The organism is Xanthomonas arboricola pv. populi (assembly GCF_002939945.1).
Taxonomy (GTDB): domain Bacteria; phylum Pseudomonadota; class Gammaproteobacteria; order Xanthomonadales; family Xanthomonadaceae; genus Xanthomonas; species Xanthomonas arboricola_A.
The window spans coordinates 868196-893587 of sequence record NZ_MDEB01000001.1 but is presented as its reverse complement, the minus strand read 5'-3'; the positions used below and the strand labels follow the sequence as shown (position 1 = coordinate 893587).

General features: G+C 66.0%; 21 protein-coding genes and 1 pseudogene. 17 read left to right on the top strand and 5 right to left on the bottom strand.

The features are described 5' to 3' along the window. On the top strand, positions 1 to 843 hold the full coding sequence (locus XaplCFBP3123_RS04275; protein WP_104532904.1) for a pseudouridine synthase: 843 nt from the start codon (positions 1 to 3) through the stop codon (positions 841 to 843). Here the strand turns inward: XaplCFBP3123_RS04275 and XaplCFBP3123_RS04270 are convergent. Together XaplCFBP3123_RS04270 and kbl are read right to left on the bottom strand one after the other, a co-directional pair. Next, complete coding sequence (locus XaplCFBP3123_RS04270) at positions 797 to 1186, bottom strand: HNH endonuclease (protein ID WP_104532903.1); 390 nt, start codon at positions 1184 to 1186, stop codon at positions 797 to 799. The two genes, XaplCFBP3123_RS04275 and XaplCFBP3123_RS04270, sit on opposite strands and share 47 nt — an antisense overlap. Beyond that, entirely contained in the window at positions 1186 to 2394 is a 1209-nt protein-coding gene (gene kbl, locus XaplCFBP3123_RS04265) for a glycine C-acetyltransferase (RefSeq protein WP_104532902.1), read from the bottom strand. Before kbl ends, XaplCFBP3123_RS04270 begins: the two co-directional genes overlap by 1 nt. Positions 2395 to 2483: 89 nt before the next feature. Between kbl and XaplCFBP3123_RS04260 the strand changes: the two genes are divergently transcribed. The 5 genes from XaplCFBP3123_RS04260 (at position 2484) to XaplCFBP3123_RS04240 (ending at position 7449) form a co-directional block, all read left to right on the top strand. Further along, on the top strand, positions 2484 to 3584 hold the full coding sequence (locus tag XaplCFBP3123_RS04260) for a sulfate ABC transporter substrate-binding protein (RefSeq protein ID WP_104532901.1): 1101 nt from the start codon (positions 2484 to 2486) through the stop codon (positions 3582 to 3584). 3 nt (positions 3585 to 3587) lie between these two features. Then, the gene (gene cysT / locus XaplCFBP3123_RS04255; protein WP_104532900.1) at positions 3588 to 4448 is read left to right on the top strand and encodes a sulfate ABC transporter permease subunit CysT; all 861 of its coding nucleotides are present in this window, start codon (positions 3588 to 3590) and stop codon (positions 4446 to 4448) included. Then, the gene (cysW, locus tag XaplCFBP3123_RS04250) at positions 4445 to 5398 is read left to right on the top strand and encodes a sulfate ABC transporter permease subunit CysW (RefSeq protein ID WP_104532899.1); all 954 of its coding nucleotides are present in this window, start codon (positions 4445 to 4447) and stop codon (positions 5396 to 5398) included. The genes cysT and cysW overlap by 4 nt, the downstream gene beginning before the upstream one ends. Positions 5399 to 5405: 7 nt before the next feature. Then, complete coding sequence (locus XaplCFBP3123_RS04245; protein ID WP_104533284.1) at positions 5406 to 6437, top strand: sulfate/molybdate ABC transporter ATP-binding protein; 1032 nt, start codon at positions 5406 to 5408, stop codon at positions 6435 to 6437. Positions 6438 to 6732: 295 nt separating this feature from the next. Beyond that, the gene (locus tag XaplCFBP3123_RS04240; protein WP_104532898.1) at positions 6733 to 7449 is read left to right on the top strand and encodes a TorF family putative porin; all 717 of its coding nucleotides are present in this window, start codon (positions 6733 to 6735) and stop codon (positions 7447 to 7449) included. A 698-nt stretch (positions 7450 to 8147) separates the two neighbouring features. Here the strand turns inward: XaplCFBP3123_RS04240 and tdh are convergent. Continuing rightward, positions 8148 to 9182 carry an L-threonine 3-dehydrogenase gene (gene tdh, locus XaplCFBP3123_RS04230; RefSeq protein WP_172453076.1) on the bottom strand — a complete coding sequence of 345 codons (1035 nt, stop codon included), beginning with the start codon at positions 9180 to 9182 and terminating at the stop codon, positions 8148 to 8150. Between the two features lie 525 nt (positions 9183 to 9707). Next, positions 9708 to 12053 carry a TonB-dependent receptor gene (locus XaplCFBP3123_RS04225; protein ID WP_104532897.1) on the bottom strand — a complete coding sequence of 782 codons (2346 nt, stop codon included), beginning with the start codon at positions 12051 to 12053 and terminating at the stop codon, positions 9708 to 9710. A gap of 194 nt (positions 12054 to 12247) precedes the next feature. Between XaplCFBP3123_RS04225 and XaplCFBP3123_RS04220 the strand changes: the two genes are divergently transcribed. The 11 genes and pseudogenes from XaplCFBP3123_RS04220 to XaplCFBP3123_RS04170 all read left to right on the top strand — a co-directional run bounded on the left by XaplCFBP3123_RS04220 (position 12248) and on the right by XaplCFBP3123_RS04170 (position 24251). Further along, entirely contained in the window at positions 12248 to 14329 is a 2082-nt protein-coding gene (locus tag XaplCFBP3123_RS04220; protein WP_104532896.1) for a phosphocholine-specific phospholipase C, read from the top strand. 11 nt (positions 14330 to 14340) lie between these two features. Beyond that, positions 14341 to 14532: pseudogene (locus tag XaplCFBP3123_RS04215) on the top strand (S46 family peptidase); the annotation flags it as partial. Positions 14533 to 14626: 94 nt separating this feature from the next. After that, positions 14627 to 15271, top strand: a complete 645-nt coding sequence (locus XaplCFBP3123_RS04210; protein WP_104532895.1) for a histidine phosphatase family protein — start codon at positions 14627 to 14629, stop codon at positions 15269 to 15271. Between the two features lie 32 nt (positions 15272 to 15303). Continuing rightward, complete coding sequence (locus tag XaplCFBP3123_RS04205) at positions 15304 to 15915, top strand: hypothetical protein (protein ID WP_429001608.1); 612 nt, start codon at positions 15304 to 15306, stop codon at positions 15913 to 15915. Between the two features lie 115 nt (positions 15916 to 16030). Further along, on the top strand, positions 16031 to 17323 hold the full coding sequence (gene folC / locus XaplCFBP3123_RS04200) for a bifunctional tetrahydrofolate synthase/dihydrofolate synthase (protein ID WP_104532894.1): 1293 nt from the start codon (positions 16031 to 16033) through the stop codon (positions 17321 to 17323). 59 nt (positions 17324 to 17382) lie between these two features. After that, a complete protein-coding gene (locus XaplCFBP3123_RS04195) occupies positions 17383 to 18456 on the top strand; it encodes an SPOR domain-containing protein (protein ID WP_104532893.1) in 1074 nt (357 codons plus the stop codon). Between the two features lie 224 nt (positions 18457 to 18680). Then, positions 18681 to 19427: a CvpA family protein gene (locus XaplCFBP3123_RS04190; protein WP_104533282.1), complete on the top strand. Its 747-nt coding sequence runs from the start codon at positions 18681 to 18683 to the stop codon at positions 19425 to 19427. A gap of 30 nt (positions 19428 to 19457) precedes the next feature. Beyond that, complete coding sequence (gene purF, locus XaplCFBP3123_RS04185; protein ID WP_016902228.1) at positions 19458 to 20924, top strand: amidophosphoribosyltransferase; 1467 nt, start codon at positions 19458 to 19460, stop codon at positions 20922 to 20924. A 268-nt stretch (positions 20925 to 21192) separates the two neighbouring features. Next, positions 21193 to 21996, top strand: a complete 804-nt coding sequence (locus tag XaplCFBP3123_RS04180) for a ferritin-like domain-containing protein (RefSeq protein ID WP_104533281.1) — start codon at positions 21193 to 21195, stop codon at positions 21994 to 21996. 446 nt (positions 21997 to 22442) lie between these two features. Beyond that, positions 22443 to 23696: a zinc-dependent metalloprotease gene (locus XaplCFBP3123_RS04175; protein WP_104532892.1), complete on the top strand. Its 1254-nt coding sequence runs from the start codon at positions 22443 to 22445 to the stop codon at positions 23694 to 23696. Between the two features lie 135 nt (positions 23697 to 23831). Then, positions 23832 to 24251, top strand: coding sequence for a hypothetical protein (locus tag XaplCFBP3123_RS04170; RefSeq protein WP_104532891.1), 420 nt, complete (start codon positions 23832 to 23834; stop codon positions 24249 to 24251). A gap of 264 nt (positions 24252 to 24515) precedes the next feature. Here XaplCFBP3123_RS04170 and lpxH read toward each other — a convergent pair whose 3' ends face one another. After that, entirely contained in the window at positions 24516 to 25259 is a 744-nt protein-coding gene (gene lpxH, locus XaplCFBP3123_RS04165; RefSeq protein ID WP_104532890.1) for a UDP-2,3-diacylglucosamine diphosphatase, read from the bottom strand. Positions 25260 to 25392: the final 133 nt, after the last annotated feature.

Here is a 25392-nt window from a genome sequence, read left to right as displayed (position 1 = left end):
ATGATCCGGCGGCCTGCGCCGGCGACGTCCCGGCAGCGCAAGCGTGTTCCGGCGGGCGCGTCGCGCGCCTCCGGTACGACCGCCGCGCCGCGCCATGGGCTGGCGCGCGTGCTGTCCAAACTGGGCGTGTGTTCGCGCACCGAAGCGGCGCGCTGGATCGCCGCAGGACGGGTCAGCGTGGCCGCACGCGTGGTGCGCGATCCCGCCTATCCGGTCCGTGCCGACCAGCAGTCCATCATTCGCGTCGACGGGCAGCCGTTGACCGGGCCGGCGCGCTGCTACCTGATGCTCAACAAGCCGCGCGGCGTGGTCACCAGCGTGCGCGACGAGCAGGGCAGGGACACGGTGTATCGCTGCTTCGATGACGCCGGCCTGCCGTGGATCGCCCCTGTCGGGCGATTGGACAAGGCCAGTGAGGGCCTGCTGCTCTTCAGTAACGACCCGCAGTGGGCAGCGGCGGTGACCGACCCGGCGACCGGTCCTGACAAGACCTACCACGTGCAGATCGATTGCCGCCCGAGCGCTGCGCAACTGGCGCAGCTGCAGGCCGGCGTGGTCGATCCCGATCCGGAGAGCGAGGGCGTGCTGCTGCGCGCCAAGCGGGTCGTCATGCTGCGCGAAGGCGAGCGCAATGCGTGGCTGGAGATCGTGCTGGACGAAGGCCGCAATCGGCAGATCCGTCGTCTGTTGGCGGCGGTGGAGATCGGTGTGCTGCGGCTGGTGCGGGTGGCGATCGGCTCGCTGGCCATGGGCGAGTTGGGCAAGGGGGCGTGGCGGATGCTCAGTCCGGAGGAAGTCAGCGCGCTGACCTCGGCTCCCGCCAACGCGCCAGGCGCGCGCTGAGCAAGGCGCTGACCACCTCGACGGCGCGGGCGTCGCCGGCACCGTTGGCATCGTGACGACGGCCCTTGGCGTGGTTGCAGCTGGCACAGGCCAGGGCGAGATTACGCGCTGCATTGGCATCGTCGCCGACCAGCGCGCACAGCGCTGCCGCCGCGCGACGGCCAAACCAGGCCTGCGGTACCACGTGTTCCAGCGTGGTGTGCCCGAGCGGTTCGCCATCGGCGCGCAGCTGCAGGCGCCGACGGCAATGCAGGCAACGGGTTTCCCAGTTGCCGTCCAGCAGTTGCGCGTGGGTATCGGTCTGCGCCGCCAGCAGCAGCCGTTGGCGCAGTACCGTGCGCATCAGTGCTTGATGACGTCGAGTTCGCGGCCGATCTTGATGAACGCGTCGATCGCCTGATCCAGCTGCGCGCGGGTGTGCGCGGCGCTGATCTGGGTGCGGATGCGCGCCTGCCCCTTGGGCACCACCGGGAAGAAGAAGCCAATCGCGTAGATGCCTTCTTCCAGCAGACGCTCGGCAAATGTTTGCGCCAGCGGTGCGTCGTAGAGCATCACCGGGCTGATCGGGTGCACGCCGGGCTTGAGGTCGAAGCCGGCGGCGGTCATGCGCTCGCGGAAGTAGCGGGTGTTGTCGACCAGTTGCGTGCGCAGCTCGCCGGCGGCTTCCAGCATCTCGAAGGCCTTGATGCCGGCTGCCACCACATGCGGCGGCAGCGAGTTGGAGAACAGATACGGGCGCGAGCGCTGGCGCAGCAGTTCGATGACTTCGCGCCTGGCGGTGGTGAAGCCGCCCAGTGCACCGCCCATCGCCTTGCCCAGCGTGCCGGTGATGATGTCGATCCGGTCCAGCACGCCCTTGACCTCGGCCGAGCCGCGGCCGGTGGCGCCGAGAAAGCCGGTGGCATGGCATTCGTCGATGTGCACCAGCGCGTTGTATTTGCGGGCGAGGGCGGTGATCTCGTCCAGCGGGGCGATGAAGCCGTCCATCGAGAACACGCCGTCGCTGGTGATCAGCTTGGTCTTGCAGCCGGCCGCATCGGCGGCCTGCAACTGCGCTTCCAGATCGGCCATGTCGCAGTTGGCGTAGCGGAAGCGCTTGGCCTTGCACAGGCGCACGCCGTCGATGATGGAGGCGTGGTTGAGCGCGTCGGAAATGATCGCGTCCGCTTCGCCGAGCAGCGGTTCGAACAGGCCGCCGTTGGCATCGAAACAGGCCGCGTAGAGGATGGTGTCCTCGGTGCCGAAGAAATCGGCGATGGTGCGCTCGAGCTGCTTGTGCAGATCCTGGGTGCCGCAGATGAAGCGCACCGAGGCCATGCCGAAGCCATGCGTGTCCAGCGCGTCCTTGGCGGCCTGGATGATGTCCGGGTGGTCGGCCAGGCCCAGATAGTTGTTGGCGCAGAAGTTGAGTACGCTGCGGCCATCGGCCAGGGTGATCCGGGCCGACTGCGGGCCGGTGATGATGCGCTCGGACTTGAACAAGCCCTGGGCCTGGATGGTGTCCAGTTCGGCGGCGTAATGGGCGGTCAGCGCGGCGGGAGCGTTGGTCATGGCGATCGCAGTGGCAGGAGACGCATGATTTTAACGATCACGGTGGCATACCACTACGTCATGCAAAATCGGCATAAGGCGCGGCCTTGATGTCATTTCACCGCCTGCGTGCCGCTGCGCAGCATGGCATGCTTGCTGTTCAGCTGCGCCCCAACGGTTTGGAGATTGCTGTGACCCACCCCCGCTTCCGTTTTGTATCGACCGTGTTGTGCAGCCTGCTGGTCCTGGCCGGCCAGGCGGGCGCGCGCGACATCGGCCTGCTCAATGTCAGTTACGACCCCACCCGCGAGTTCTACCGCGACTACAACAGCGCCTTTGCCGCGCAGTGGAAGCAGCAGCATCCGCAGGACACCGTGACGGTGGAGACCTCGCACGGCGGCTCCGGCAAACAGGCGCGCGCGGTGATCGACGGCATCGAGGCCGATGTGGTCACGCTGGCGCTGGCCTACGACGTCGATGCGATCGCCGAAAAGGCCAAGCTGATCGACAGCGACTGGGAAAAGCGCCTGCCCGACAACAGCGCGCCGTACACCTCGACGATCGTGTTCCTGGTGCGCAAGGGCAACCCGAAGAACATCCACGATTGGCCGGACCTGCTGCGCTCGGGCGTGGCGGTGGTGACGCCCAACCCCAAGACCTCCGGTGGCGCGCGCTGGAACTATCTGGCTGCCTGGGCCTACGCCGACCACATCTTCAAGGGCGACCGCGAGCGCATCGTGCGCTACATGCAGGCGCTGTTCCGCAATGTGCCGGTGCTGGATACCGGTGCGCGCGGCGCCACCACCACGTTCGTGCAACGTGGTATCGGCGATGTGCTGCTGGCCTGGGAGAACGAGGCGCTGCTGGCGCGCGAGGAGCTGGGCAAGGACAAGTTCGAGATCGTGGTGCCGAAGCTGTCGATCCTGGCCGAGCCGTCGGTGGCGCTGGTCGACAAGAACGTCGACAAGCACGGCACCCGCGAGGTGGCCGAGGCCTATCTGCGTTACCTGTATGCGCCGGAAGGGCAGAAGCTGGCGGCCAAGCATTTCTATCGCCCGCGCCATCCGGAATTTGCCGACCCTGCCGATCTGGCGCGGTTCCAGGACATCAAGCTGGTGACCATCCAGGAAGCGTTCGGGTCGTGGGACAAGGCGCAGCAGGAACACTTCGCCGACGGTGGTGTGTTCGATCAGATCCAGGCAGCAAAGTAGGCGATGCAGATGTCGGTTGCACCCCACCCAGCGCCGTCACCGCGCCGACGCGTGATGCCGGGGCTGGGCTTGAGTCTTGGAATCACGCTGACCTGGCTGGGATTGATCGTGCTGATCCCGCTGCTGGGCATCTTCATCAAAACCAGCGGGTTGGGCTGGGACGGCCTGTGGCGGGTCTGGAGCGAGCCGCGGGTGCTGTCGGCGCTGCGGGTGAGTTTCGGCACCGCGTTTGCGGCCGGCGCCTTCAATGCGGTGATGGGAACCTGGGTGGCCTGGGTGTTCGTGCGCTACAACTTCCCGGGCAAGCGCCTGTTCGATGCGGTGATCGACTTGCCGTTCGCGTTGCCGACCGCGGTGGCCGGCATCGCGCTGACCGCGTTGTACGGCGGCAACGGTTGGGTCGGACGCTGGCTGGAAGCGGTCGGCATCAAGGTGGCCTACACCCAGCTGGGTATCGTGCTGGCGCTGGTGTTCGTGGGGTTGCCGTTCGTGGTGCGGGTGGTGCAGCCGGTGCTGGCCGAGAGCGAGCGCGAGCTGGAAGCGGCCGCCGCCACGCTGGGTGCATCGCGCTGGCAGACGGTGTGGCGGGTGGTGCTGCCGGGACTTTGGCCGGCGGTACTGACCGGGTTCGCGCTGGCATTCGCGCGCGGCGTGGGTGAGTACGGTTCGGTGATCTTCATCGCCGGCAACCTGCCCAATTCCACCGAGATCGCACCGCTGCTGATCACCATCCGGCTGGAGGAATTCGACTACGCCGGCGCCACCGCGATTGCCGCGGCGATGCTGCTGCTGTCGTTCGTGATCCTGCTGGTGGTCAATACGCTGCAGGCACGCCTGCTGCGCTATCAACGGAGGACTGCATGACCGATGCTGTTTCGCCGCAGCCCGCCATGTTGCAGACCCGCCAGATGACCGAACAGGCGCGCCGTATCACCGACTCGGCCACCAACGAGCCGCGTTGGGTGCAGTGGTTGATGATTCTGGGTGCGCTGCTGTTCCTGCTGGCGTTTTTGCTGCTACCGCTGATACTGGTGTTCGCCGAGGCGCTGCGCGGCGGCTGGGACACCTTCGTGCATGCGATCGTCGACCCGGATGCGTTATCGGCGATCAAGCTGACCCTGATCGTCACTGCCATCGTGCTGCCGCTGAATCTGGTATTCGGCGTGGCGGCGGCGTGGGCCGTCAGCAAGCACCAATTCCCCGGCAAGCGCTTGCTGATCAGCCTGATCGACCTGCCGTTCTCGGTGTCGCCGGTGGTGGCGGGTCTGATCTTCGTGCTGATCTTCGGCCGCAGCGGCTGGGCATGGCCGCTGATCGACGAAGGCTGGCAGCTGCAGTTGCCGTTTCTTGGCGAGGTGCTGATCCAGCTGCCGCGCATCGTGTTTGCATTGCCCGGGATCGTGCTGGCGACGACCTTCGTCACTTTCCCGTTCATCGCGCGCGAGTTGATGCCGCTGATGGAGCAGCAGGGCAGCGATGAGGAACTGGCCGCATTGAGCCTGGGCGCGACCGGCTGGCAGATGTTCTGGCGGGTGACCCTGCCCAATATCCGCTGGGGCCTGATGTATGGCGTGTTGCTGTGCGCGGCGCGCGCGATGGGCGAGTTCGGCGCGGTCTCGGTGGTGTCCGGGCATATCCGTGGGCGCACCAACACGCTGCCCTTGCATGTGGAAATTCTCTACAACGAATACGCCTACAGCGCCGCGTTTGCGTGTGCCTCGTTGCTGGCATTGACCGCGCTGCTGACGCTGGCGCTGAAGACGTATCTGGAATGGCGGCACGGCGATTCGCTCGCCGCCAACCACCGACATTGAGGTGAACATGGGCATCCGCATCCACCGCCTGCGCAAGCAGTTCGACACCTTCACCGCGCTGGACGACATCAGCCTGGACGTGCGTCAGGGCGAGCTGCTGGCCTTGCTGGGGCCGTCCGGTTCGGGCAAGACCACCTTGCTGCGGATCATGGCCGGGCTGGAGCATGCCGATGGCGGGCAGGTGCTGTTCGGCGACGAAGATGCCACCCGCATGAGCGTGCAGTCGCGCCGGGTCGGTTTCGTGTTCCAGCATTACGCACTGTTCAAGCATATGGACGTGTTCGAGAACATCGCCTTCGGCCTGCGGGTGCGACGCGGTCCCGAGCGTTGGGCCGAAGCGCGCATCCGCGCACGCGTGGAGGAACTGCTGGCACTGGTGCAGTTGCAGGGGCTGGAGCAGCGCTATCCCACCCAGCTGTCCGGCGGTCAGCGGCAGCGCGTGGCCTTGGCGCGTGCGTTGGCGATCGAGCCGCGCGTGCTGCTGCTGGACGAGCCGTTCGGTGCGCTGGATGCGCAGGTGCGCCGCGATCTGCGCCGCTGGCTGCGCGAGCTGCACGAACGTACCGGCCTGACCACGGTGTTCGTCACCCACGACCAGGAAGAAGCGCTGGAGCTGGCCGACCGGGTGGCGATCCTCAACCGTGGCCGCATCGAGCAGCTCGACACGCCGGCGATGATCTACGACAAGCCGGCCTCGCCGTTCGTGTATTCCTTCGTGGGCGCGGTGAACCGAATTCCCGGTGTGCTGGCGCAAGGCCAGATCCAGGTTGCCGGGCATGCCTTGCCGGCAGCCAATGCCGCGCTGGCGGCCGGCCCGGTAGAGGTCTACGTGCGGCCGGAAGATCTGGTGCCGGACGATGCCGGTTGGCCGGCCACGGTGGCCTGGTCGCAGCGCAGCGGGGCGCGTCTGCGTCTGCGCGCAACGTTGGAGCCGACAGGCAATGAGGTGGAAGTGGAACTGCCGGCATCGGCAGGAAGCTTTCAGCCTGGGCAGCAGCTGCGACTGGTAGCGCGGCATTACGGCGTGTTTCCGGTCTGACTTGGGCTGGCTGGCGCCAGCCGAGAATGGTGAATCGAGAATAGGGAATTGGAATTAGCGGTCGGCAGCGGTGCGCATTGCTGTTGCGAATCCCCAATCTCCACTCCCGGCCCATCAAGATTCCACGCAGCGGGTCGATGAGGCAGAAACTTCGACCAGCGTCATCGGATCTGAAGCTTGTGCGCCAGGTCAAGCGAGCGCGAGTTGTCTGTTGCGCTGCAATGACGGTTGGACTAATACGTCATGGCAGTCCCGCCTTGCGCAATCCGATCTCCCATCGTTTCAGGAGATGTCCATGAAGCCGTCCTTGCTCGCGTGTTGTCTGTCGTTGCTGCTGCTCGGTGTCGTGCCGTTGGCACAGGGGCAGGACGAACAAGGCCCCGTTTCCCCCTTCAGCGGCACTTTTGCGGTCACCAGCGACTATCTGTTCCGTGGCATTTCGCAGACCAATGAAGAACCCGCCTTCCAGGCCGGACTCACCTATACGACGCCGTTCGGCCTTTACATCGGCACCTGGACGTCCAACGTCGACTACGGTGCCGGCGATCCGGATTGGGAAGTGGATGGCTTTGTCGGCTACAACACCGATCTGGGCGCCAACTTCAATGTCGATGTCATGCTCAATCGCTACCAGTATCTGGGAGCGGGCGCGTCCAACTACGCCGAGCTGACCACCAAGACCACGTTCCTGAAAACCTATAGCCTCACCGTTGCCTATACCAACGATCTCTACGGCACCAACACCGATGGCTATTACTACGCGCTGGATGCCAACTGGTCGCTGCCCTACGACTTCACCTTCGGGGCGCATGCGGGGCACAGCGTCTATACCTCCTCGCTGAGTCAGGTGGACCACGACTACAACGACTTCGGCGTGAATGTCGGCAAGGCGTTCGGTCCGCTGGGCTTGAGCGTGGGGTATTACGACACCAGCGAGGCGGCGGAATTCGGCTTCGGGCGGCAGAATTCGCAGAACCACCTGGTGGCGACTGCCACAGTCACCTGGCCGTAAGGGCAATCGCCTGAACAGCGGCTCTGACGATTTGGCTGTGAAGTGATGAGGCGGCAAGAATTGATGCCCGGGCTTCTAGGTGCCTGAAGTTGAACGACCCCAAGACTCAAATCTCGTTTGTTTTGTCTTTGAGTGATTGCAAAGTGCGGATGGATCACTTGCAGATGCAGAGCGGCTGATCTGCTGCCTGGCTGCAGGGCCCTTGCCCGCCCACCATGGCGGGACACGCTGCAAGTACGTCCTTGTAAGCGCTTACGCGGCATCCATGCCGCGTAAGGTCCCGCGACGGTAGGCGGGCAAGGACCTATCGGGTTGGTCGGTGTGTACGGGAGAGCCGTGCTGAATGCGCCTTGTTCGACCATGAAGTATCGGCTCCATGTCTGATGCACGCCACACGACAGACAGCTTTTCGAACGAGCGCCGACCAACTGTCTGGTGCGGTGCACTCGCCGGTTGCGGGACCGTGTGGCGGCATGGATGCCGCCACCGAGCCTCCAGGGATGGATTCACGGCGTGTCCCGCAAGTGGTGAGGGCATCGCACCCTCGATCAAGTGAGCCTTTGCCTGCATCCTCGCCGACCATGCGTTTCCTGAAGTGCTCCGCGCGCATCAGGATTGCTCGCCGCGTTTGTACTTCTGAAGATGGACATGCAAAAGGCGCCTCGCAGCGCCTTTTAGCGTTGAAACGCATTGGCCGATCAGTTCCAGCTCAACACGACCTTGCCGGCCTTGCCTTCTTCCATCAGGTCGAAGCCCTTCTGGAAGTCGTCGATCGGCAATTGATGGGTCAGCACCTTGTGCAGCGGAAAACCCGACAGCACCAGTTGCGTCATCTTGTACCAGGTCTCGTACATCTTGCGGCCGTAGATGCCCTGCACCGTAAGGCCCTTGAAGATGATCTTGTCCCAGTCGCAGCCGGCGCCGCGCGGCATGATGCCGAGCATGGCGATCTTGCCGCCGTGGTACATGCAGTCGAGCATGTCGTTGAAGGCGCGCGGGTTGCCGCTCATTTCCAGGCCCACGTCGAAGCCTTCCATGTGCAGGTCGGCCATGACGTCCTTGAGCGAGGTCTTGGACACGTTGACCACGCGCGTGGCGCCCATGTCTGCCGCCAGCTTGAGACGGAAGTCGTTGACGTCGGTGACCACCACATTGCGCGCACCGATGTGCTTGCAGATGCCGGCGGCAATGATGCCGATCGGGCCGGCGCCGGTGATCAGCACGTCCTCGCCGATCACATCGAATTCCAGCGCGCAGTGCGCGGCGTTGCCGTAAGGGTCGAAGAACGCGGCCAGCTCGGAAGGAATCTGGTCGGGAATCGGCCACAGGTTGCTGGCCGGCATCACCATGTACTCGGCGAAGGCGCCGTTGACGTTGACGCCGATGCCGACCGTGTTGGGGCACAGGTGCGGGCGGCCGCCGCGGCAGTTGCGGCAGTGTCCGCAGACGATATGCCCTTCGGCCGATACGCGCTGGCCGACCTGATAGCCGGTCACCGCCGAACCGAGCTCGGCCACGCGGCCGACGAACTCATGGCCGATCGTGAGGCCTGGCTTGATGGTGCGCTGGCTCCATTCGTCCCACAGGTAGATATGCAGATCGGTGCCGCAGATTGCGGTCTTTTCCAGCTTGATCAGCACATCGTTGGGGCCGGGGCTGGGGACGGCGACCTGTTCCAGCCAGATGCCCTTGTTCGCTTCGCGCTTGACCAGCGCCTTCATCGTCTGCGCCATCTGGCGGGACCTGCTGAGTGAAAGTAAGGCGGCGATTATATGCGGCGCGCGGTGAGTGCATGTGGTGGTGCAACAGCAATGGTCCCCGTGCAGTCGGGGGGCGGCGGTGGCGCTGGGTTGGTTGGCAGACAGCATGCGTTTGTTGCGGGGCGGTTGCCCCCATCCGCCCTTCGGGCACCTTCCCCCGCAAGCGGGGGAAGGGCGGGGAAGCCAACAAGCACGTCAGTCAACAAGCAGGCAAGTCGGCGCGCAGGAAGGGCCACCACGCAGGGAAGGGAGACACGCAGGGAAGGGAGACACGCAGGGAAGGCAGAAAGGAAAAGCAGGGAAGACAGAAGAAAAAGCAGGGAAGACAGCGAGCAGGTGAGGCCGAGATATGGAGCGGCCGAGCAGGCGTGGAGGCTCGGAAAAGGTAGCTGCCGAGCTGCTTGAGGCCTCGGGGCACTGTCGGCATGCCTTCTCCCGCATGCGGGAGAAGGTGGCGCGTAGCGCCGGATGAGGGCGCCTTAGGTGGTGCAGAGCTGCTTAGAACTTCACATCCAGGCTCATGAAGTACTGCCGCGGTGCGCCGATCACCATGGTCTGGTTGTAGCCATCCGGATCGGAGGCCACGTAGCCGTTGGTGCCGGTGCTGGCGAAATAGCGCTTGTCGGTGAGGTTGGTGATGTTGAGTGCCAGCGCTACATCGGCCACCCCGCCCACGCGACCGAAGTCGTAACGCGCACCGGCATTGAACAGCCAGTACGAGGGCACCTGCGAATCGTTGAGGAAGGTGATGTAACGCTTGTCGACGTACTTGCCGTCCAGATCCAGGCGCAGGTTGCCGAGCTGGTAGCTGGCGCTGGAGGAGAACATCAACGCGGGGATGCCGACCACGTCCTTGCCGGAGGTGGCGACCACGCCGTTGTTGAGATAATCGTCCTGATAGTGTGAGCGATTCCACGACAGCGAGTTCAACCAGCTCAGGCCCTCCATCGGACGCCACATCAATGCCAGATCCGCACCTGCGCTGTGCACGGCACCGACATTGCTCAGGATCGCCGCGCAGGTCTGCACCGCGCTACACGGCGAGGTGGTCAACAACCGATTGGAGAACTTGGTGAAGTAGGCGTCGGCCGACAGCTGGAATTGCGCATCCTGCACGCGGTAACCCACCTGCACGGTCTGCGATTGTTCCGGCTCCAGCATGGAGCGGCTGCGGTCGAACGCCGCCTGCGAGGTACCGAACGGGGTGAAGCCGAACGCGGCGATGTTCTTGCTGTAGGAGGCGTAGATGTCCTGGCGCTCGTCCAGTTTGTAATTCACCCCGACCTGCGGCAGGAAGTTGTCTTCGGCGCGGATGCGGCCCTGTGCCAGCGCGGTGGTCGGCACCAGCGATTGCGCGCGCGTGGTGGTGCTGAGCGCCTTTGCGCCGTAGTTGAGGGTCAGGCGATCGTCGAGCAGGCGCACGCTGTCCTGCAGGTACAGCATGCGGGTCTGGGTGGTGTAACGCTGCAGGAAATCGCGGCGGAACGGCGTCTGTACCTCGTACACGTTGTACAGCGAGGTATAGCCCTCGTTGCCGAGCGCGAAGTAGTTGCGCTGCTGCGTGGTACGTGCGTTTTCTGCCCACAGGCCCACTTCCAGATCGTGGTTGCCCCACGACCATTTCAATGCGCTGGTGCCGCCATACCGATCCAGGCCGTAGTCGGTGGTGCGCATCGACAGCGGAACCTGCGCAGACGTCGGCACATAGGGCGTCACCCACTGACCTTCACCACGGTTGGCATGGTAGTAGCCGGTGGCATCCAGCGTGGCGCCGCCGAACACGAACGTGCCCGACAAACCGGCCAGGTTGTCGCGGCGCAGACCGCCGCCGGCGTAGTAACTGGCGTCGAGCCAGCTGTAATCGTCGGGCAGCCCGGCCAGCGATTGCGGATAGCCGTTGGCCACGCCGCTGGTGGCACCGGTGGTTTGATACGCACGCGCCATCTGCACCGCGGTGGCCCAATCCGGCTGCAGATAGTCGTGGTCCCAGCCCAGCGCGCGCTGGCTGGTCAACGACAGGTCCATGTAGTCGTATTCCTTGCGCCGCGAGGTATCCACGAACAGGCTCAGACGGTTGCCATCGCCCCACTGGTAGACGGTCTTGAGGTTGGCCTGCTCGGACTGCTGGTCGCCGAAGCCTTTCCACTTGTCGGTGCTGGCATTGGCGTAGGACAGATACGCCGACAGGCCATTGCGGTCGCCGGTGTCGCCACGCACGAAGGTGCGCCGCGTGGCATCGCTGCCGACCGTCTGTACCAGGCGCAGGCCGGGCGTGGTCTGCGGGTCGGCCGAGTAGAACTGCATGGTGCCGCCGAGGTTGGTGTTGGACGCAGTCCCGAGCGCACCGGCGCCTTGCGCGATCTCCACCGAGCCGAGGTTCTCCGAAATGATGGCGCGGGTGACGTGCAGGCCGTTGGTGACGCCGTAGCTCATGTTGCCGAGCGGAATGCCATCGAGCGTATAGCCCAGCCGGCTCTGGTCGAAGCCATGTAGGGTGACCTGTGCGGACCACTCGTAGGTGCCGAACGGATCGGCCGACTGGAACTGCACGCCCGGCAGTTTTTCCACCGCCTTGAAGGCGCTGCTACCCGGTGTCAGCTGCTCGATGTCCTGCCGGCTGATGCGCTGGACCTGGCGGGTGCTGCCTTGCGACACCACGTTGATCGCATCCAGCTGGGTGGCGTTGGTGGCGGCATCGGCCACGGTGGCCGGGGCATCGGCCACCGGCGCATCTGCAAGCACTACCGGATCGGCCGCCGGTGTGGCGGCCGATGCGACGACCGGAAGCAGCGCGGCCAGGGCAAGCGCCAGCGGAGTGACATGAAAACGGCGAGCGGACGTCATGGGGGAATCCTGTTCGAGCACGGCTGAGGGCAACGCACGGTGCAAGACCGGCGTTTCGCGACGCAGGGTGTCAACGACATATGAAACATTGATGACGGTGACTGTCGCAAAACTGTCGTGCTTGCCCGCTATACGTGTCGTACCCAGTCGCACTGTGCGGCGATGTACACGTATTTCTCGCAGGTCCCGTAGCCATGACGTCTTCCCACTCGCGCCGCGATTTCCTCAAGCGCGTCGCCGCGCTGACTGCCGCCGGCGCCTTGCCGTCCTCGATCGGCCGCGCACTCGCGCTGCCGGCCAACTCGCGCACCGGCACGCTGCGCGACATCGAACACGTGGTGATCCTGATGCAGGAAAACCGCTCCTTCGATCATTACTTCGGCGCGCTACGTGGCGTGCGCGGCTTCGGCGATCCGCGTCCGTTGCAGCTGCGCGACGGTCACCCGGTATGGAGCCAGCCGGCTGCGGACGGCCGTCGCCTGCTGCCGTTCGCCTTCGATTCGCAAAGCACCTGCGCGCCGTTGATCAAGAGCCTGGATCATTCCTGGAAAGCCGGCCACGGGCAGGACCCGGCGCGTTGGGCCGAGTACGACGCCTGGGTGCCGTACAAGGGCGAATTGACGATGGGGTATTTCCAGCGTCACGACATCCCGTACTACCACGCGCTCGCCGACGCGTTCACCATTTGCGACGGCTATTTCTGTTCGCTGCACGGGCCGACCAATCCCAATCGCATGTACCTGTTCACCGGCACCAGCGGCCCGAGCGTGGGCAACGTCGGCGCGCAGGCGGTGACCAATGCCGACGACGGCAACTGGACCGCCGACATGGCGCGCGACAAGCCCGGTTATGCGGCGATGGACTGGACCACCTATGCGCAGCGCCTGCAGGCCGCAGGCGTGGACTGGCGCGTGTATCAGGAGTACGACAACTTCGGCTGCAACTCGCTGGCGTATTTTTCGCACTACCGCGATCTGCACCCAGACGACGAACGCTATCGACGCGCACGTGCCTGCGTGCCCGGTTCCACTGCCGACAATGCCGCCACCACGCAGGCCGATCATCTCATCGCCGCAATCGCCGCCGATGTGCAGGCCGATCGCTTGCCGCAGGTGTCCTGGATCGTGCCGCCCACCGCGTACTGCGAACATCCGGAAGCGCCGCCGGCCTATGGCGAATCGCTGGTCGCGCGCTTGATCGATGCGCTCACCGCCAATCCGCAGGTATGGGCGAAAACCGCGTTGATCATCAACTACGACGAGAACGACGGCTTCTTCGATCACGTGCCCGCAGCGCTGCCCGCACTGGATGCGCGCATGGGGCGCAGCAACGTCGACACGCGCGGGGAGGTCTACGAGGGCGTGCCGATCGGCTTGGGCATCCGCGTGCCGATGCTGGTGATCTCGCCCTGGACGCGCGGTGGCTGGGTCAATTCGCAGGTGTTCGATCACACCTCGGTGCTACGGTTGTTGGAACGCCGCTTCGGCGTGGCCGAGCCGAACATCAGCCCGTGGCGGCGCGCGGTGAGCGGCGATCTGACCAGCGTGTTCGATTTCCGCAAGCCGGACGATTCGGCAGTGAGCGCACTGCCATCGGTGGACGACTACCGCGCGCGCACCGCCGCCGTGCGCAACAAGCCGCTACCGGTGCCGCCGACCAGGGCCAGCATGCCGCGACAGGAGCCGGGACAACGTCCGGCACGCGCGTTGCCGTATGCCTTGCAGGTGCATGCGCGCGTGCCGGACGACAGCGGCGTGCAACTGCAGTTCGTCAACAGCGGCGCTGCGGCGGCCGCGTTCAATGTCTACACCAGCGCTGCAAGCGGCGGCCCGTGGTACTACACCGTGTTGCCCGGCACCCGGCTCGACGATGTGCCGGTGGGTGCTGCGCACAATGGTGCCTACGCGCTGAGCGTGCATGGACCCAATGGCTTCCTGCGCGAATTCGCCGGCGACCTCGCTGCCGCCGGGACGCAATCGGCTGCGCCATGGTTGGAGGCGTGGCAGGACGGCGAGGTGCTGGTGCTGGACATCGGCAATGCCGGGCAGCAACCGTGCACGCTGCAGCTGCGCGCGCTGGACTATGCAGATCCGACCGTGCGCTCGCTGCACCTGGCCGCAGGTCAGCGTCAGACCGTGCGTCTGGCGCTTGCTGCCAGTGATCACTGGTACGACGTCGTGCTGGAACAGCCCGGATCCGCATTCCGCCGCCGTCTGGCCGGGCATCTGGAAACCGGTAGGCCCAGCCGCAGCGATCCGGCATTCGGGCGCGCCTGAGCCGGCGCCCGGGCGCGCCGGTGATGGACGCGCAGGGCAGGCTGGTTGGCCTGGCCTTCGACGGCAACTGGCAGTGGGTGAGCAGCAACTGGATCTTCGATCCGGCGATGACCCGCATGATCGCCGTGGATAGCCGGTATTTTCGCTGGGTCATGACAGAAGTCGCCCCGGCGCCGCCGCTGCTGAAGGAACTCGGCGTGCGCAGACGCGGGCGGCCGGCACCGCAGCGGGAGGGGTTATCATGCGCTCCCGTTTCGCTGCGGCGAACCGGCCCCTTCCCCAAGGAATCCCTCGCGCATGCGCATCCTGCTTGCCCGTCACGGCGAGACGCCGTGGAACGCCGAAGGCCGTTACCAGGGCCAGATCGATATCCCGCTGTCCCCGGTGGGCGAAGGCCAGGCCGCCGCCCTCGGCGCGCGTCTGCAATCGTTGGAGATCACCCGCGCGGTGGCATCGCCGCTGTCGCGTGCGCAGGCCACCGCCAGGCTGGCGCTGGGCAGCAACCGCGAAAGCCTGCTGCAGACCGATGCGGACCTGCAGGAAATCGCCCACGGCGAATGGGAGGGTCTGCTGGCCAGCGAGATCAACGACAAGGATCCGGCACGTCTGCGCGCCTGGCGCGACGAGCCCGATACCGTGCTGATGCCCGGCGGCGAATCCCTGCGTCAGGTGCTGGACCGCAGCTGGCGCGGCCTGGCGCGCGCGGCCGATGGCCTGGGCGCGGACGACACCTTGTTGGTGGTCGCCCACGATGCGGTCAACCGCGTAATCCTGTGCAAGATTCTGGGCCTGCCGCTGTCCCGGCTGTGGACCTTCCGCCAGGCACCGACCACGCTCAACCTGCTCGAAGGCGAGGACGTGGATCACCTGGACGTGGTGCGACTCAACGATTGCGCGCACCACACGCCGTTTTTCGGTGAAGCCAAGCATCGGGCGCTGTAAGACAACGCCCGGCACGAATGCTGGATGAGGCTGTGGTCCGTCCTATCGGCACGATTGCCAAGTGGCCCAGGGCGCTTCGCTACGCTGCTTTGGGCAGCGTGTCCGGCCTGTTGGCGCTGGGGGCGTTCTCCGACTTCATTCCCGCACCCTTCCTGTCCGGTCGGGCCTGGATAGCGCCGATGTTGCTGCTGGGAAGCGGATTGACGGTGTTGATCGTCGCGCCGGCCTATCGCATCGGCGGATGGAAGGCGGTCGTTGGCAAGCAGCTGTTCAACACCGTGCTGGCGATCTGCCTGGCGCCGCCGCTCCTGGGATTGCTGTGCTGGCTGGTGCTGGCTGGTGCTGGCCAGAGGTGGGCCCTGGATCTACACCCGCATCGCCGGCGTCGATTTCGAAGAAGTGCATGTCATGCAGACCGCATCGGTGCCCAGCGCGCGGGCGTGCAAGTACCGGTTGAGTGGCGGGCCGCTCGCGCATCGTTTTCCGGGCCATCTGTGCATCGACCAAGCGCAGTATCGGCGCCATCCCGAGCAACGCGTATCGGTGCTGTTGCGCGGTCAACGCTCCGTGCTGGGCATGCGCATTGCGGCCATTTCCGATGCCCCTTGAATGCGGGCGACAGCGTTCCTCCAGTTGCCGACTGAGGTGCGCGCACCCAGTCGACCCATGCAACGGCGCGCGATCTTCGGGCATGCCTGGTGATGTGCGTTGCACGCCGGCAAACGGCGATAATGCGGTTCCTCTCGCGCAGCCCTGACCGTGAACGCAATCGACTCCCTCTCCGACTGGCTCGCCTACATCGAGCAACAGCACCCGCAGAACATCGCCATGGGGCTGGAGCGCGTGCGCGAGGTTGCGGCGCGTCTGCAGCTTGCTGCGCCTGCCGGGCACGTCATCGTGGTCGGCGGCACCAATGGCAAAGGGTCCACCGTGGCCTTTATCGAGGCGATCGGGCAAGCCGCCGGCTGGAAGGTGGGCACCTATACCTCGCCACATCTGCTGCGCTACAACGAGCGCGTGCGTATCGACGGCAACGAGGCCAGCGACGCGCAACTGGTGGACGCCTTTGCCGCCGTCGAAGCGGCGCGTGGGCAGACCGCACTGACCTATTTCGAATACGGCACGTTGGCGGCGCTATGGCTGCTGCAGCGCTCCGGGCTGGACCTGGCGGTACTGGAAATCGGCCTGGGCGGGCGCCTGGATGCGGTCAACATCATTGATTCGGATGTGGCGGTGATCACCACCGTGGATATCGACCACACCGATTGGCTGGGCAACGACCGCGAGGCGATCGGCACCGAGAAGGCCGGCATCATCCGCGCCTGGAAGCCGGTGGTGCTGGGCGACATCGACCCGCCATCGAGCGTATTGCGGCGTGCCTATCAGCTGGGCGCCAACGCGATCCGCGCCGGCAGCGATTATTTCTTCGAGCCGATCGAGGTGCAGCAGTCGGACGTGCCGCGGTGGCGCTGGCGCGATGTTGCGGTGACGCTGGAGCTGCCGATGCCGGCCCTGCACGCGCCGGTGCAGCTGGCCAACGCCGCCGCGGCGATCGCCGCGCTGCAGGCCTTGCCGGTAGAACTGCCCGATGCCGCCTGGGCGCAAGGCATCGCCGATGCACGGGTGGCCGGGCGCCTGCAGCGTTGCGACGTTAATGGCGTGCAGGTGCTGCTGGATGTCGGCCACAACCCGCAGGCCGCGCGCGCGCTGGCCGACGCGTTGGGAGCGCAGACACACGCCGGCAGCACCCATGCGATCTACGCCGCACTGGCGGACAAGGATGTGCTGGGCGTGGTGGAGGCGGTGGCCGCGCAGGTCGACCACTGGACCCTGGCCGGGCTGGACGGCGCGCGCGGGCAGTCGGCGCAGGCCTTGCAGGCCCGTCTGCAGGGCAGTGCCGCAGCGCAGGCGGCCTGCCATGGCGATGTCGCGGGCGCACTGCGCGCGGTGCTTGCGCAGGCCTCACCCGGCGATCGGGTGCTGGTGTTCGGCTCGTTTCATACCGTTGCCGACGCGCTAAACGCACTTCGTTCAGTCCAGCCGGGTCGGTAGCCCGGCTGCGGCCTTATAATCGCCGCGGCACCCCGCCACGCCGCCTCTCGTCTCTTTACGTGGATACTGCTCTGAAACAGCGACTGATCGGCGCCATCGTTCTGGTGGCGCTTGCCGTGATCTTCCTGCCGATGCTGGTCAAGGGCCCTGCGCCGTCGAGCGGCGTGGCCGATGTGCCGCTGGAGGCACCTGCCGCACCGGCCAATGGCGAGTTCGAAACCCGCGAATTGCCGCTGGTCACGCCGGGCGATGCGCCAGCCGGTGGCGCGCTGGGCATGCACGGCGCCGCCACTGCGCCGGCCACTGTGCAGGACAACCCGGATGCGGCCGATCTGGCCAACCCGTCCAGCGCGCCATCGGCGCCTGACGTGGCGGCCGGCAACTACGCGGTCAACTTCGGCGCCTACGCCACCAGCGCCGATGCCGACGCGGTGCTGGCGCGGCTCAAGCAGGCGCAGCTGCCCGGCTTCAGCGAAAAGACCCAGATCAACGGCCGCCCGGCCTGGCGCGTGCGCGTGGGGCCGTATGCCGATCAGGCCCAGGCCGAATCGGCGCGCCTGCAGGCGGTGAAGGTGCGCAGCGACGTCAACGCCCAGGTGGTGACGCTGGATGCCAATGCCGCAGCGCCGGCGCCTGCAGCCAGCACACCGGCGCCTGCGCCCGCGCCGGCTGCCAAGCCAAACAGCAGCGTGGCCGCCGTCAGCACCGCCGCGCCGACCAAGACCGAAAGCCTGCCGCCGGAGCCGGCCAAGCCTGTGGCCGCCGCGCCCAAGCCGGCCGAAGCGCCCAAGCCTGCTCCGGCCAGGCCGGAGGTGGCGAAAACGGAGCCGGCCAAGCCCGAGCCCGCCAAGCCGGTCGTCGCGGCGCCCGCCGCGCCGGCAGCACCTGCGGCCAGTTCGGTCGGCTTTGCGGTGCAGCTGGGCGCCTTCGGTCGCGCCGAAGACGCCGACGCCTTGCGCGACCGCGTGCGTGCCGCCGGATTCAGTGCTTTCGTCGAACAGGTGCGTACCGACAAGGGCGCGCTCAACCGTGTGCGGGTCGGCCCGGTGGCCAACCGTGGCGATGCCGAACAGCTGCGTGCGCAGGTGGCGGCCAAGGTTGGCATTTCCGGCATGGTGCGTCCGCATCCGTAAACCACGGCGCCGCCAACCGGCGGGCGCGCGGCATGCCGGAGATCGGCATGCCGGCTGGTTCGCTACGCGCAGTGCGGCTCGTCCGCAGCCCGCCTGATCGCCGCTTGCGTGGTATCGCCAGCGACGAGCGGATTTCCTGATCGCCTCACACCCATGGAGGGGAGCGCAATGAACACCGAGCCAGGTTGGACCAGCAGCGCGCGCGCCGCGCGGAGAAGTGGGCAATGATCGACATGGTGCTGGGCGTCATCATCCTGGTGTCGGCCCTGTTGGGCCTGCTGCGCGGGTTTGTCGCGATCGTGGTCGGCACGCTGTCGTGGTTGCTGGCCGGCTGGGCGACGTTCCAGTTCGGCGGCCCGGCCGCGCGCTGGATCGCCGACGGCAAGCATCCCTCTGCCACCGAATCGTTCGGCGGCTACGCGATGGTGTTCGTCGGCGTGCTGATCACCGTGGCGGTGATCGGCATGGTGATCCGCGCCGGCGTGGACGCGGTGCGCCTGGGCGGCATGGACCGCATGCTCGGGTTCGGCCTGGGTTTAGTGCGCGGGGCTTTTCTGGCCAGCGTGCTGGTGCTGCTGATGAGCTTCACGCCGCTGCCGCGCGAGCCGTCCTGGCGCCAGTCGCTGCTGATGCCGATGCTGTCGCCGGGCGCGAGCTGGATGCGGGCGCAACTGCCGGCCTGGCGGATGCCGTCGATGGACATGCCATCGATGGAACTCGGCAACTTGCCAACGGAGTTGGGGAAGTTGCCTTCGGCAGGCGATAATACGGATCTGGGCAAGGCGCTGTCCGGGTCCGGTCTGAGCGACACCATCACGCGTGCGCTCGGGCAACCCGGTAAAGCCGCCAGCGACGGACGCGATCCGGCGCAGGCGATGCCGGCCAATATCGATCCGGCGCAGGTTCGCGGCGGAGAAAGCGACCCGGCTCGGGTCGAGTCCCAAGGCCAGGCACGGCCCCCTTCACAGTAACGGCGCAAGCCGTAGCGGAGAACGCGCACCATGTGTGGCATCGTCGGTATTGTCGGCAACCAGAACGTCGCCGGGCAGCTGTATGACGGCCTGACCGTCCTGCAGCATCGTGGGCAGGACGCCGCAGGCATCGCCACCGCAGACGGCACGCGCTTGCGCGTGCAAAAAGCCAACGGGCTGGTGCGCGATGTCTTCGACGAAAAGAAGATGGCGGTGCTGGAAGGCCGCGTCGGCATCGCGCATTGTCGCTATCCGACCGCAGGCTCGGAAGGCATGGACGAGGCGCAGCCGTTCTACGTCAACTCGCCCTACGGCATCGCGCTGGCGCACAACGGCAACCTGATCAACACCGAGGCCTTGCGCCAGCAGGTGTTCGAAGCCGACCGCCGCAACATCAACACCGATTCGGACAGCGAAGTGCTGCTGAACGTGTTCGCCTACGAGCTGGACGCGCAGCGCATGCTCACCCCCGAGGCGGCGATCCGTGCGGTGGCCGGTGTGCACCGCCGCTGCAAGGGCGGCTATGCGGTGGTCAGCGTGGTGCTGGGCCTGGGCCTGGTGGCCTTCCGCGACCCGCACGGCATCCGTCCGCTGGTGCTGGGCAAGCGCGAGCATGCCGAAGGCACCGAATACATCGTCTCCTCCGAATCGGCCGCGCTGGACATCCTCGGCTACCAGCGCGTGCGCGACGTGCGCCCCGGCGAGGCGATGGTGATCACCGCGCGCGGCGAGCTGTTTTCGGAAGTCTGCGCCGCGCCGACCGTCAACGCGCCGTGCATCTTCGAGTACGTGTACTTCGCGCGTCCCGATTCGATGATCGACAACATCTCGGTGCACAAGGCGCGCATGCGCATGGGCCTGAAGCTGGGCGAGAAGATCCTGCGGCTGCGCCCGGACCACGATATCGACACCATCATTCCGATCCCGGACACCTCGCGCGATGTGGCGCTGGAGATGTCCAACGTGCTCGGGGTGAAGTACCGCGAGGGCTTCGTCAAGAATCGCTACGTGGGCCGGACCTTCATCATGCCGGGGCAGGGCGAGCGGCAGAAATCGGTGCGGCGCAAGCTCAATCCGATCCACCTGGAATTCCGCAACCGCGTGGTGCTGCTGGTCGACGATTCGATCGTGCGCGGCACCACCAGCCGGCAGATCGTGCAGATGGCGCGCGATGCCGGGGCGCGCAAGGTGTATCTGGCCTCGGCCGCGCCGCCGGTGCGTTACCCCAATATCTACGGTATCGACATGCCGGCGGCCGAAGAACTCATCGCGCATGGCCGCAGCGAGCTGGAAATCCAGGAATTCCTGGGCTGCGACTGGCTGATCTACCAGGATCTGGAAGACCTGGAAGTGGCGGTGCGCGAAGGCAACCCGGACATCCAGCAGTTCGATTCCTCGTGCTTCAACGGCGAGTACATCACCGGCATCGAGCCGGGCTATTTCGAACGCATCCAGCAATTGCGCTCGGACGATGCCAAGAAGCGTCGCCGCGCGTGAGGGCATGCGGTAGCGCTGTAGCTCGGCGCTATCCAGGCGTGGCCTAGAGTCACTGTGCCACGCAGGGTTACCTGGGTGGTGATCGTGCTATTTGATTGCTGCCGGTCGACAAGCGGTTGCGCCGCGCTGGTTCGATAGTGCCGCCAGCCGCTATGCAGGTTTGCAGACCGAACGGGCAACGGCTGGGTGGTGGTCTGGATCGCCGCTGCAGATCGAAGCGCAAGTTGTCGGTCCTGCGGCTTATTGCAACGACGGAGTGATGGACACGATGGATCTTCTGCAAGCCGCATACGCCTGCCTGCAAGCGGCCGATCCGCTGGAGAAGGTCGCGTTGACGCAGCGACATGCGGCCGCGCTCCGCGCCGGCACCCTGCCGCCGCCACCGCCGCAGGCAGCGCCACCGGAGCCGATCCGCATGCCCGGCCGACCCGCAAGCCCGGTGCTGGTGCATCCGCGGCAGGTGCCGCGGCGTGGGCTTGGCAGCTTGGAAGGCCGTGCCGCCTTCATCCACGCCATTGCACATATCGAACTCAACGCCATCGACCTGGCCTGGGATGCGGTGTACCGCTTCCGTGGGTTGCCGGCGGCGTTCTATGCCGACTGGGTTGGCGTGGCCGACGACGAATCGCGCCACTTCATGCTGCTGCGCGCACGCTTGCACGCACACGACCACGACTACGGCGACTTCGCCGCGCACAACGGCCTGTGGGAAATGTGCGAGAAAACCGCGCACGACGGCCTGGCACGCATGGCGTTGGTGCCGCGCGTGCTGGAAGCGCGTGGGCTGGATGTGACACCGGCGATGATCGTCAAACTGCGCTCGCTCGGCGATACCGCCACTGCCGAGGTGCTGGACACCATCCTGCGCGAAGAAGTGGCGCATGTGGCGGCCGGCTCGCGCTGGTACCGCTGGTATTGCGCGCAGGCGGGCATCGAGCCGCGCGCGCGCTTCAAGGCGCTGCTGCACGAGTACGCCAACGGTTATCTGCATGGGCCGTTCAATCTGCAGGCGCGGCTGCTTGCCGGCTTCGATGAGCAAGAACTGGCCGATCTGGTGGAGCAGGCCGGCTGAGCAATCGGTGGTGGGTGCGTGGGCGGCCTGTAGTGGGCGATTTGTCGATCACCGCTTGCTTGCAGATCGAATCGCCCGTACCGACGCCGCGATGCGCGTTCGCAGCGTCGCTCGTGAGCGATGAACTCAGTGCGTGGCGGAACGATTGCAGCGCGTTAGATCGACGCGCATCGCGGCCCTTCGTCATGACGTCGTGCCCGCGCCCGGTTGCCGCCAGACGCAACAGGCCACCTGCGCGGCAACGCCCCTTCGACCACCGGACTGTGCGCTGGGTCCTCCCGCGCAGCTGCCGGAATCGCATCCATTCAACGGCAGGCATCACAAAACTGTAATTTTCTTTTGTAACAACTTGCAATCGGTACGGCCCCGCGCGCCTTAATGGCGTCCCGGGGGCAGGGGCCCGGTGTTTCACATCCGTTACTTCCATGTCTAAGGAGAGAGAGGCGATGAAGTCGAAGTCGATGTGCACCACGGTGGGTCTGATCGCCATGTGTCTGGCCGGTTCGGCCGCCGCTGCCGGCAAGCCGCTGTATCAATCCGGCCCTGCGCTGAGCCGCAGCGCGACCGCCACGGCCATTGCCGAACCCTCGTTGCAGCGTCTGCTCAGCGCACCGTCCACCGCCAACGCGCAGGTGGTCCAGCTCGACGCCGATGCCGTCACCGCCTCGGAGAAGCTGCTGGAACTTCAGTTGGACGGCCAGACCATCACCGCCACCCAGGCCAAGGTCGATGCCCTGGAAGGCGGCGATAGCGTGTGGTACGGCAATCTCGGCCCGCGCGCTGGTACCCGTGCACGCACGCTGTCGGGGGTGGATCCGCTGAACTCGGCCATCCTGGTACGCAGCGGCGACACCGTCACCGGCACCATTCGTTACGCGGGCAAGTTGTATCGGCTGCGCCCGCTTGCCGATGGCCGTCATGTGCTGGTGCAGGTGGAGGAAAGCCGCTTGCCGCAGGAGCACCCGGCCGAATACAGCCTGTTGCCGAAGATCGAGATGCCCAGCGACGGGCGCGTCACCGCGGCCGCCGCATCGTCGGGCAGCCCGGCCACCATCCGCGTGCTGGTGGTGGCGACCAATCAGGCGGTGACCGCCTACGGCGGCAACATGCAGTCGCTGGTGCAACTGGCAGTGGCCGAGGCCAACCAGGGCTACATCAACAGCAATGTCGGCATCACCTTGCAGCTGGCGCGTTACGAGACCACCAGCTACAGCGAAACCGGCGATTTCACCACCGACCTGCAGCGCTTCCGCGTGACCAACGACGGCTACATGGACAGCATCCACACCAGCCGCAACACCTACACCGCCGATGTGGGCGTGATTGTGTTGAACAACAGCAGCTACTGCGGCCTGGCATCGGGCATCGGTTCCACCGCCGCGACCGCGTTCGCCTCGGTGTACTGGGATTGCGCCACCGGCTATTACAGCTTCGCGCATGAAATCGGCCATCTGCAGAGCGCCCGTCACGACGCCAGCAACGACCCGAGCACCTCGCCCTACGCCTACGGGCACGGCTATCGCTACGGCAACAGCTGGCGCACCATCATGGCCTACGACTGCAGCAGCGGCTGCCCACGCCTGAACTACTGGTCCAACCCCAACATCAGCTACAACGGCGTGCCCATGGGCAATGCCAGCACCGCCGACAATCAGCGCGTGCTGGTCAATACCAAGGCCACCATCGCCGGCTTCCGCTGAGGACCGCGCGTCTCGTTCCGCTGTCGGCCCGGTACCGCAGGTGCCGGGCCTTTGCCGCTACACGCAGGCGCAGCGATCGCGCAGACTAGAGGCACTGCCGGTTGTCGCCGGCGTGTCCTGCGGAGCGGAGCATCCATGTCCAAGTCCCTGCGTTACGCGGCGCTGTGCCTGGCCGCGCTGGCAGTTGCCGGCTGCAAACAGCAACCTGCCGACCCAGCCCCTGCGCCACCCAAACCGGCCGTGTCCGCGCCGGCCGCGCCGACCGGCAACGATGCCCGGGCCCGTGCGCTGCATGTGCTGGAAACCCGCCTGCAGGGCGACCACTTCTATCCGGACAACTGCATCAGCATCATCGCCGAAGACGACGCTGCGCCGACGCCGGATGCTTTCGAATTTGCAGTCCGCGAGCGGCATGGCAACGAGTGCCCCGGCGACCCGCAGACCAGCCCGGTGCGCGATCGTTTCCGCGTGCAGGCCGATGGCACGGTGCTCTGGTACGACGTGGTCAACGCCGACTTTGTCGATTACGCCGAGCATGCGCGCAGCATGCAGTGATGCCTCTGGATGCTGCATGGACTGTGTGGTTGCGTATCAGCACGCTGGCGCGATCACACTTGCCGACAGAGCTTCGATACGTCCAGCTGGGTTTTTTTACCGGCGTGATCAGCACGCCGAGCGTGCGCAGGCCTGATGTCGAAACCGCGGCGCTCACTTGCAGAAGGCGCGACCGATGCCCATCGCGGTAGTCGCTTGCAAGCTGGTTACGAGCGAGCGGCCCGCGCCCAGCTGGCTGCTGCTCGCTATGTGCTGTCAGCTACGTTAAAGCGTCAGCTGCTCCAGCGAAGCACCGTCGGCATCCACATGCAACACCGAGCCTTGTTCATACCAGTCGCCCAGCACGATGCGTGTGCAGGTCTGGCCGCCGGCCTGCAGGGTGTGGATCGCAGGGCGATGGGTATGGCCGTGGATCAGGCGGTCCAGACCGTACCGCACGAAGGTGGCCTCCACTTCGGCCGGGCTGACATCGGTGACGGTCTCGAAGCGCGATTGGTCGCCTTGCTTGAGTTCTGCATGACGCGCCTGGCTGGCAGCGCGTGCCTGTTGTGCGAAGGCCACCCGCGCGGCCAGCGGCTGCGCCAGGAACTGTGCCTGAAAGACCGGATCACGCGTCTGCGCACGGAATGCCTGGTAGGCGGTGTCGTCGGTGCACAGCAGGTCGCCATGCATCAGCAAGGTCTGGTGTCCGTACAAATCGACCACGGTGGGATCGGGCAGGATGCGGAAACCCGCACGTTGCGCGTACGCCTCGCCAACCAGGAAGTCGCGATTGCCCGGCATGAAGAACACCGGCACGCCGCTATCGGCCACCGCATGCAGTGCCACGGCCACCGCATCGGCAGCGGTCGATGGCGTGTCATCGCCGATCCAGGCTTCGAACAGGTCGCCGAGGATGTAGAGCGCGTCGCTACCGGGCACCTGCGTGCGCAGGAAGTCCAGAAACAGCTCGGTGATCGCCGGCCGGGCCGGATCCAGATGCAGGTCGGAAATGAACAGGGTCGTCATTGCGCCATTGTACGGCGGCAGCGCGGGACGGGAATCGCGAATGGGGAATCGGGAATCGGGAATCGGTGGAGCGTTTCATCGCGGCGCGAGTGCCGGGTGAACGGCCGGCTGCGCGACGAGGGCCTCGGCTTGG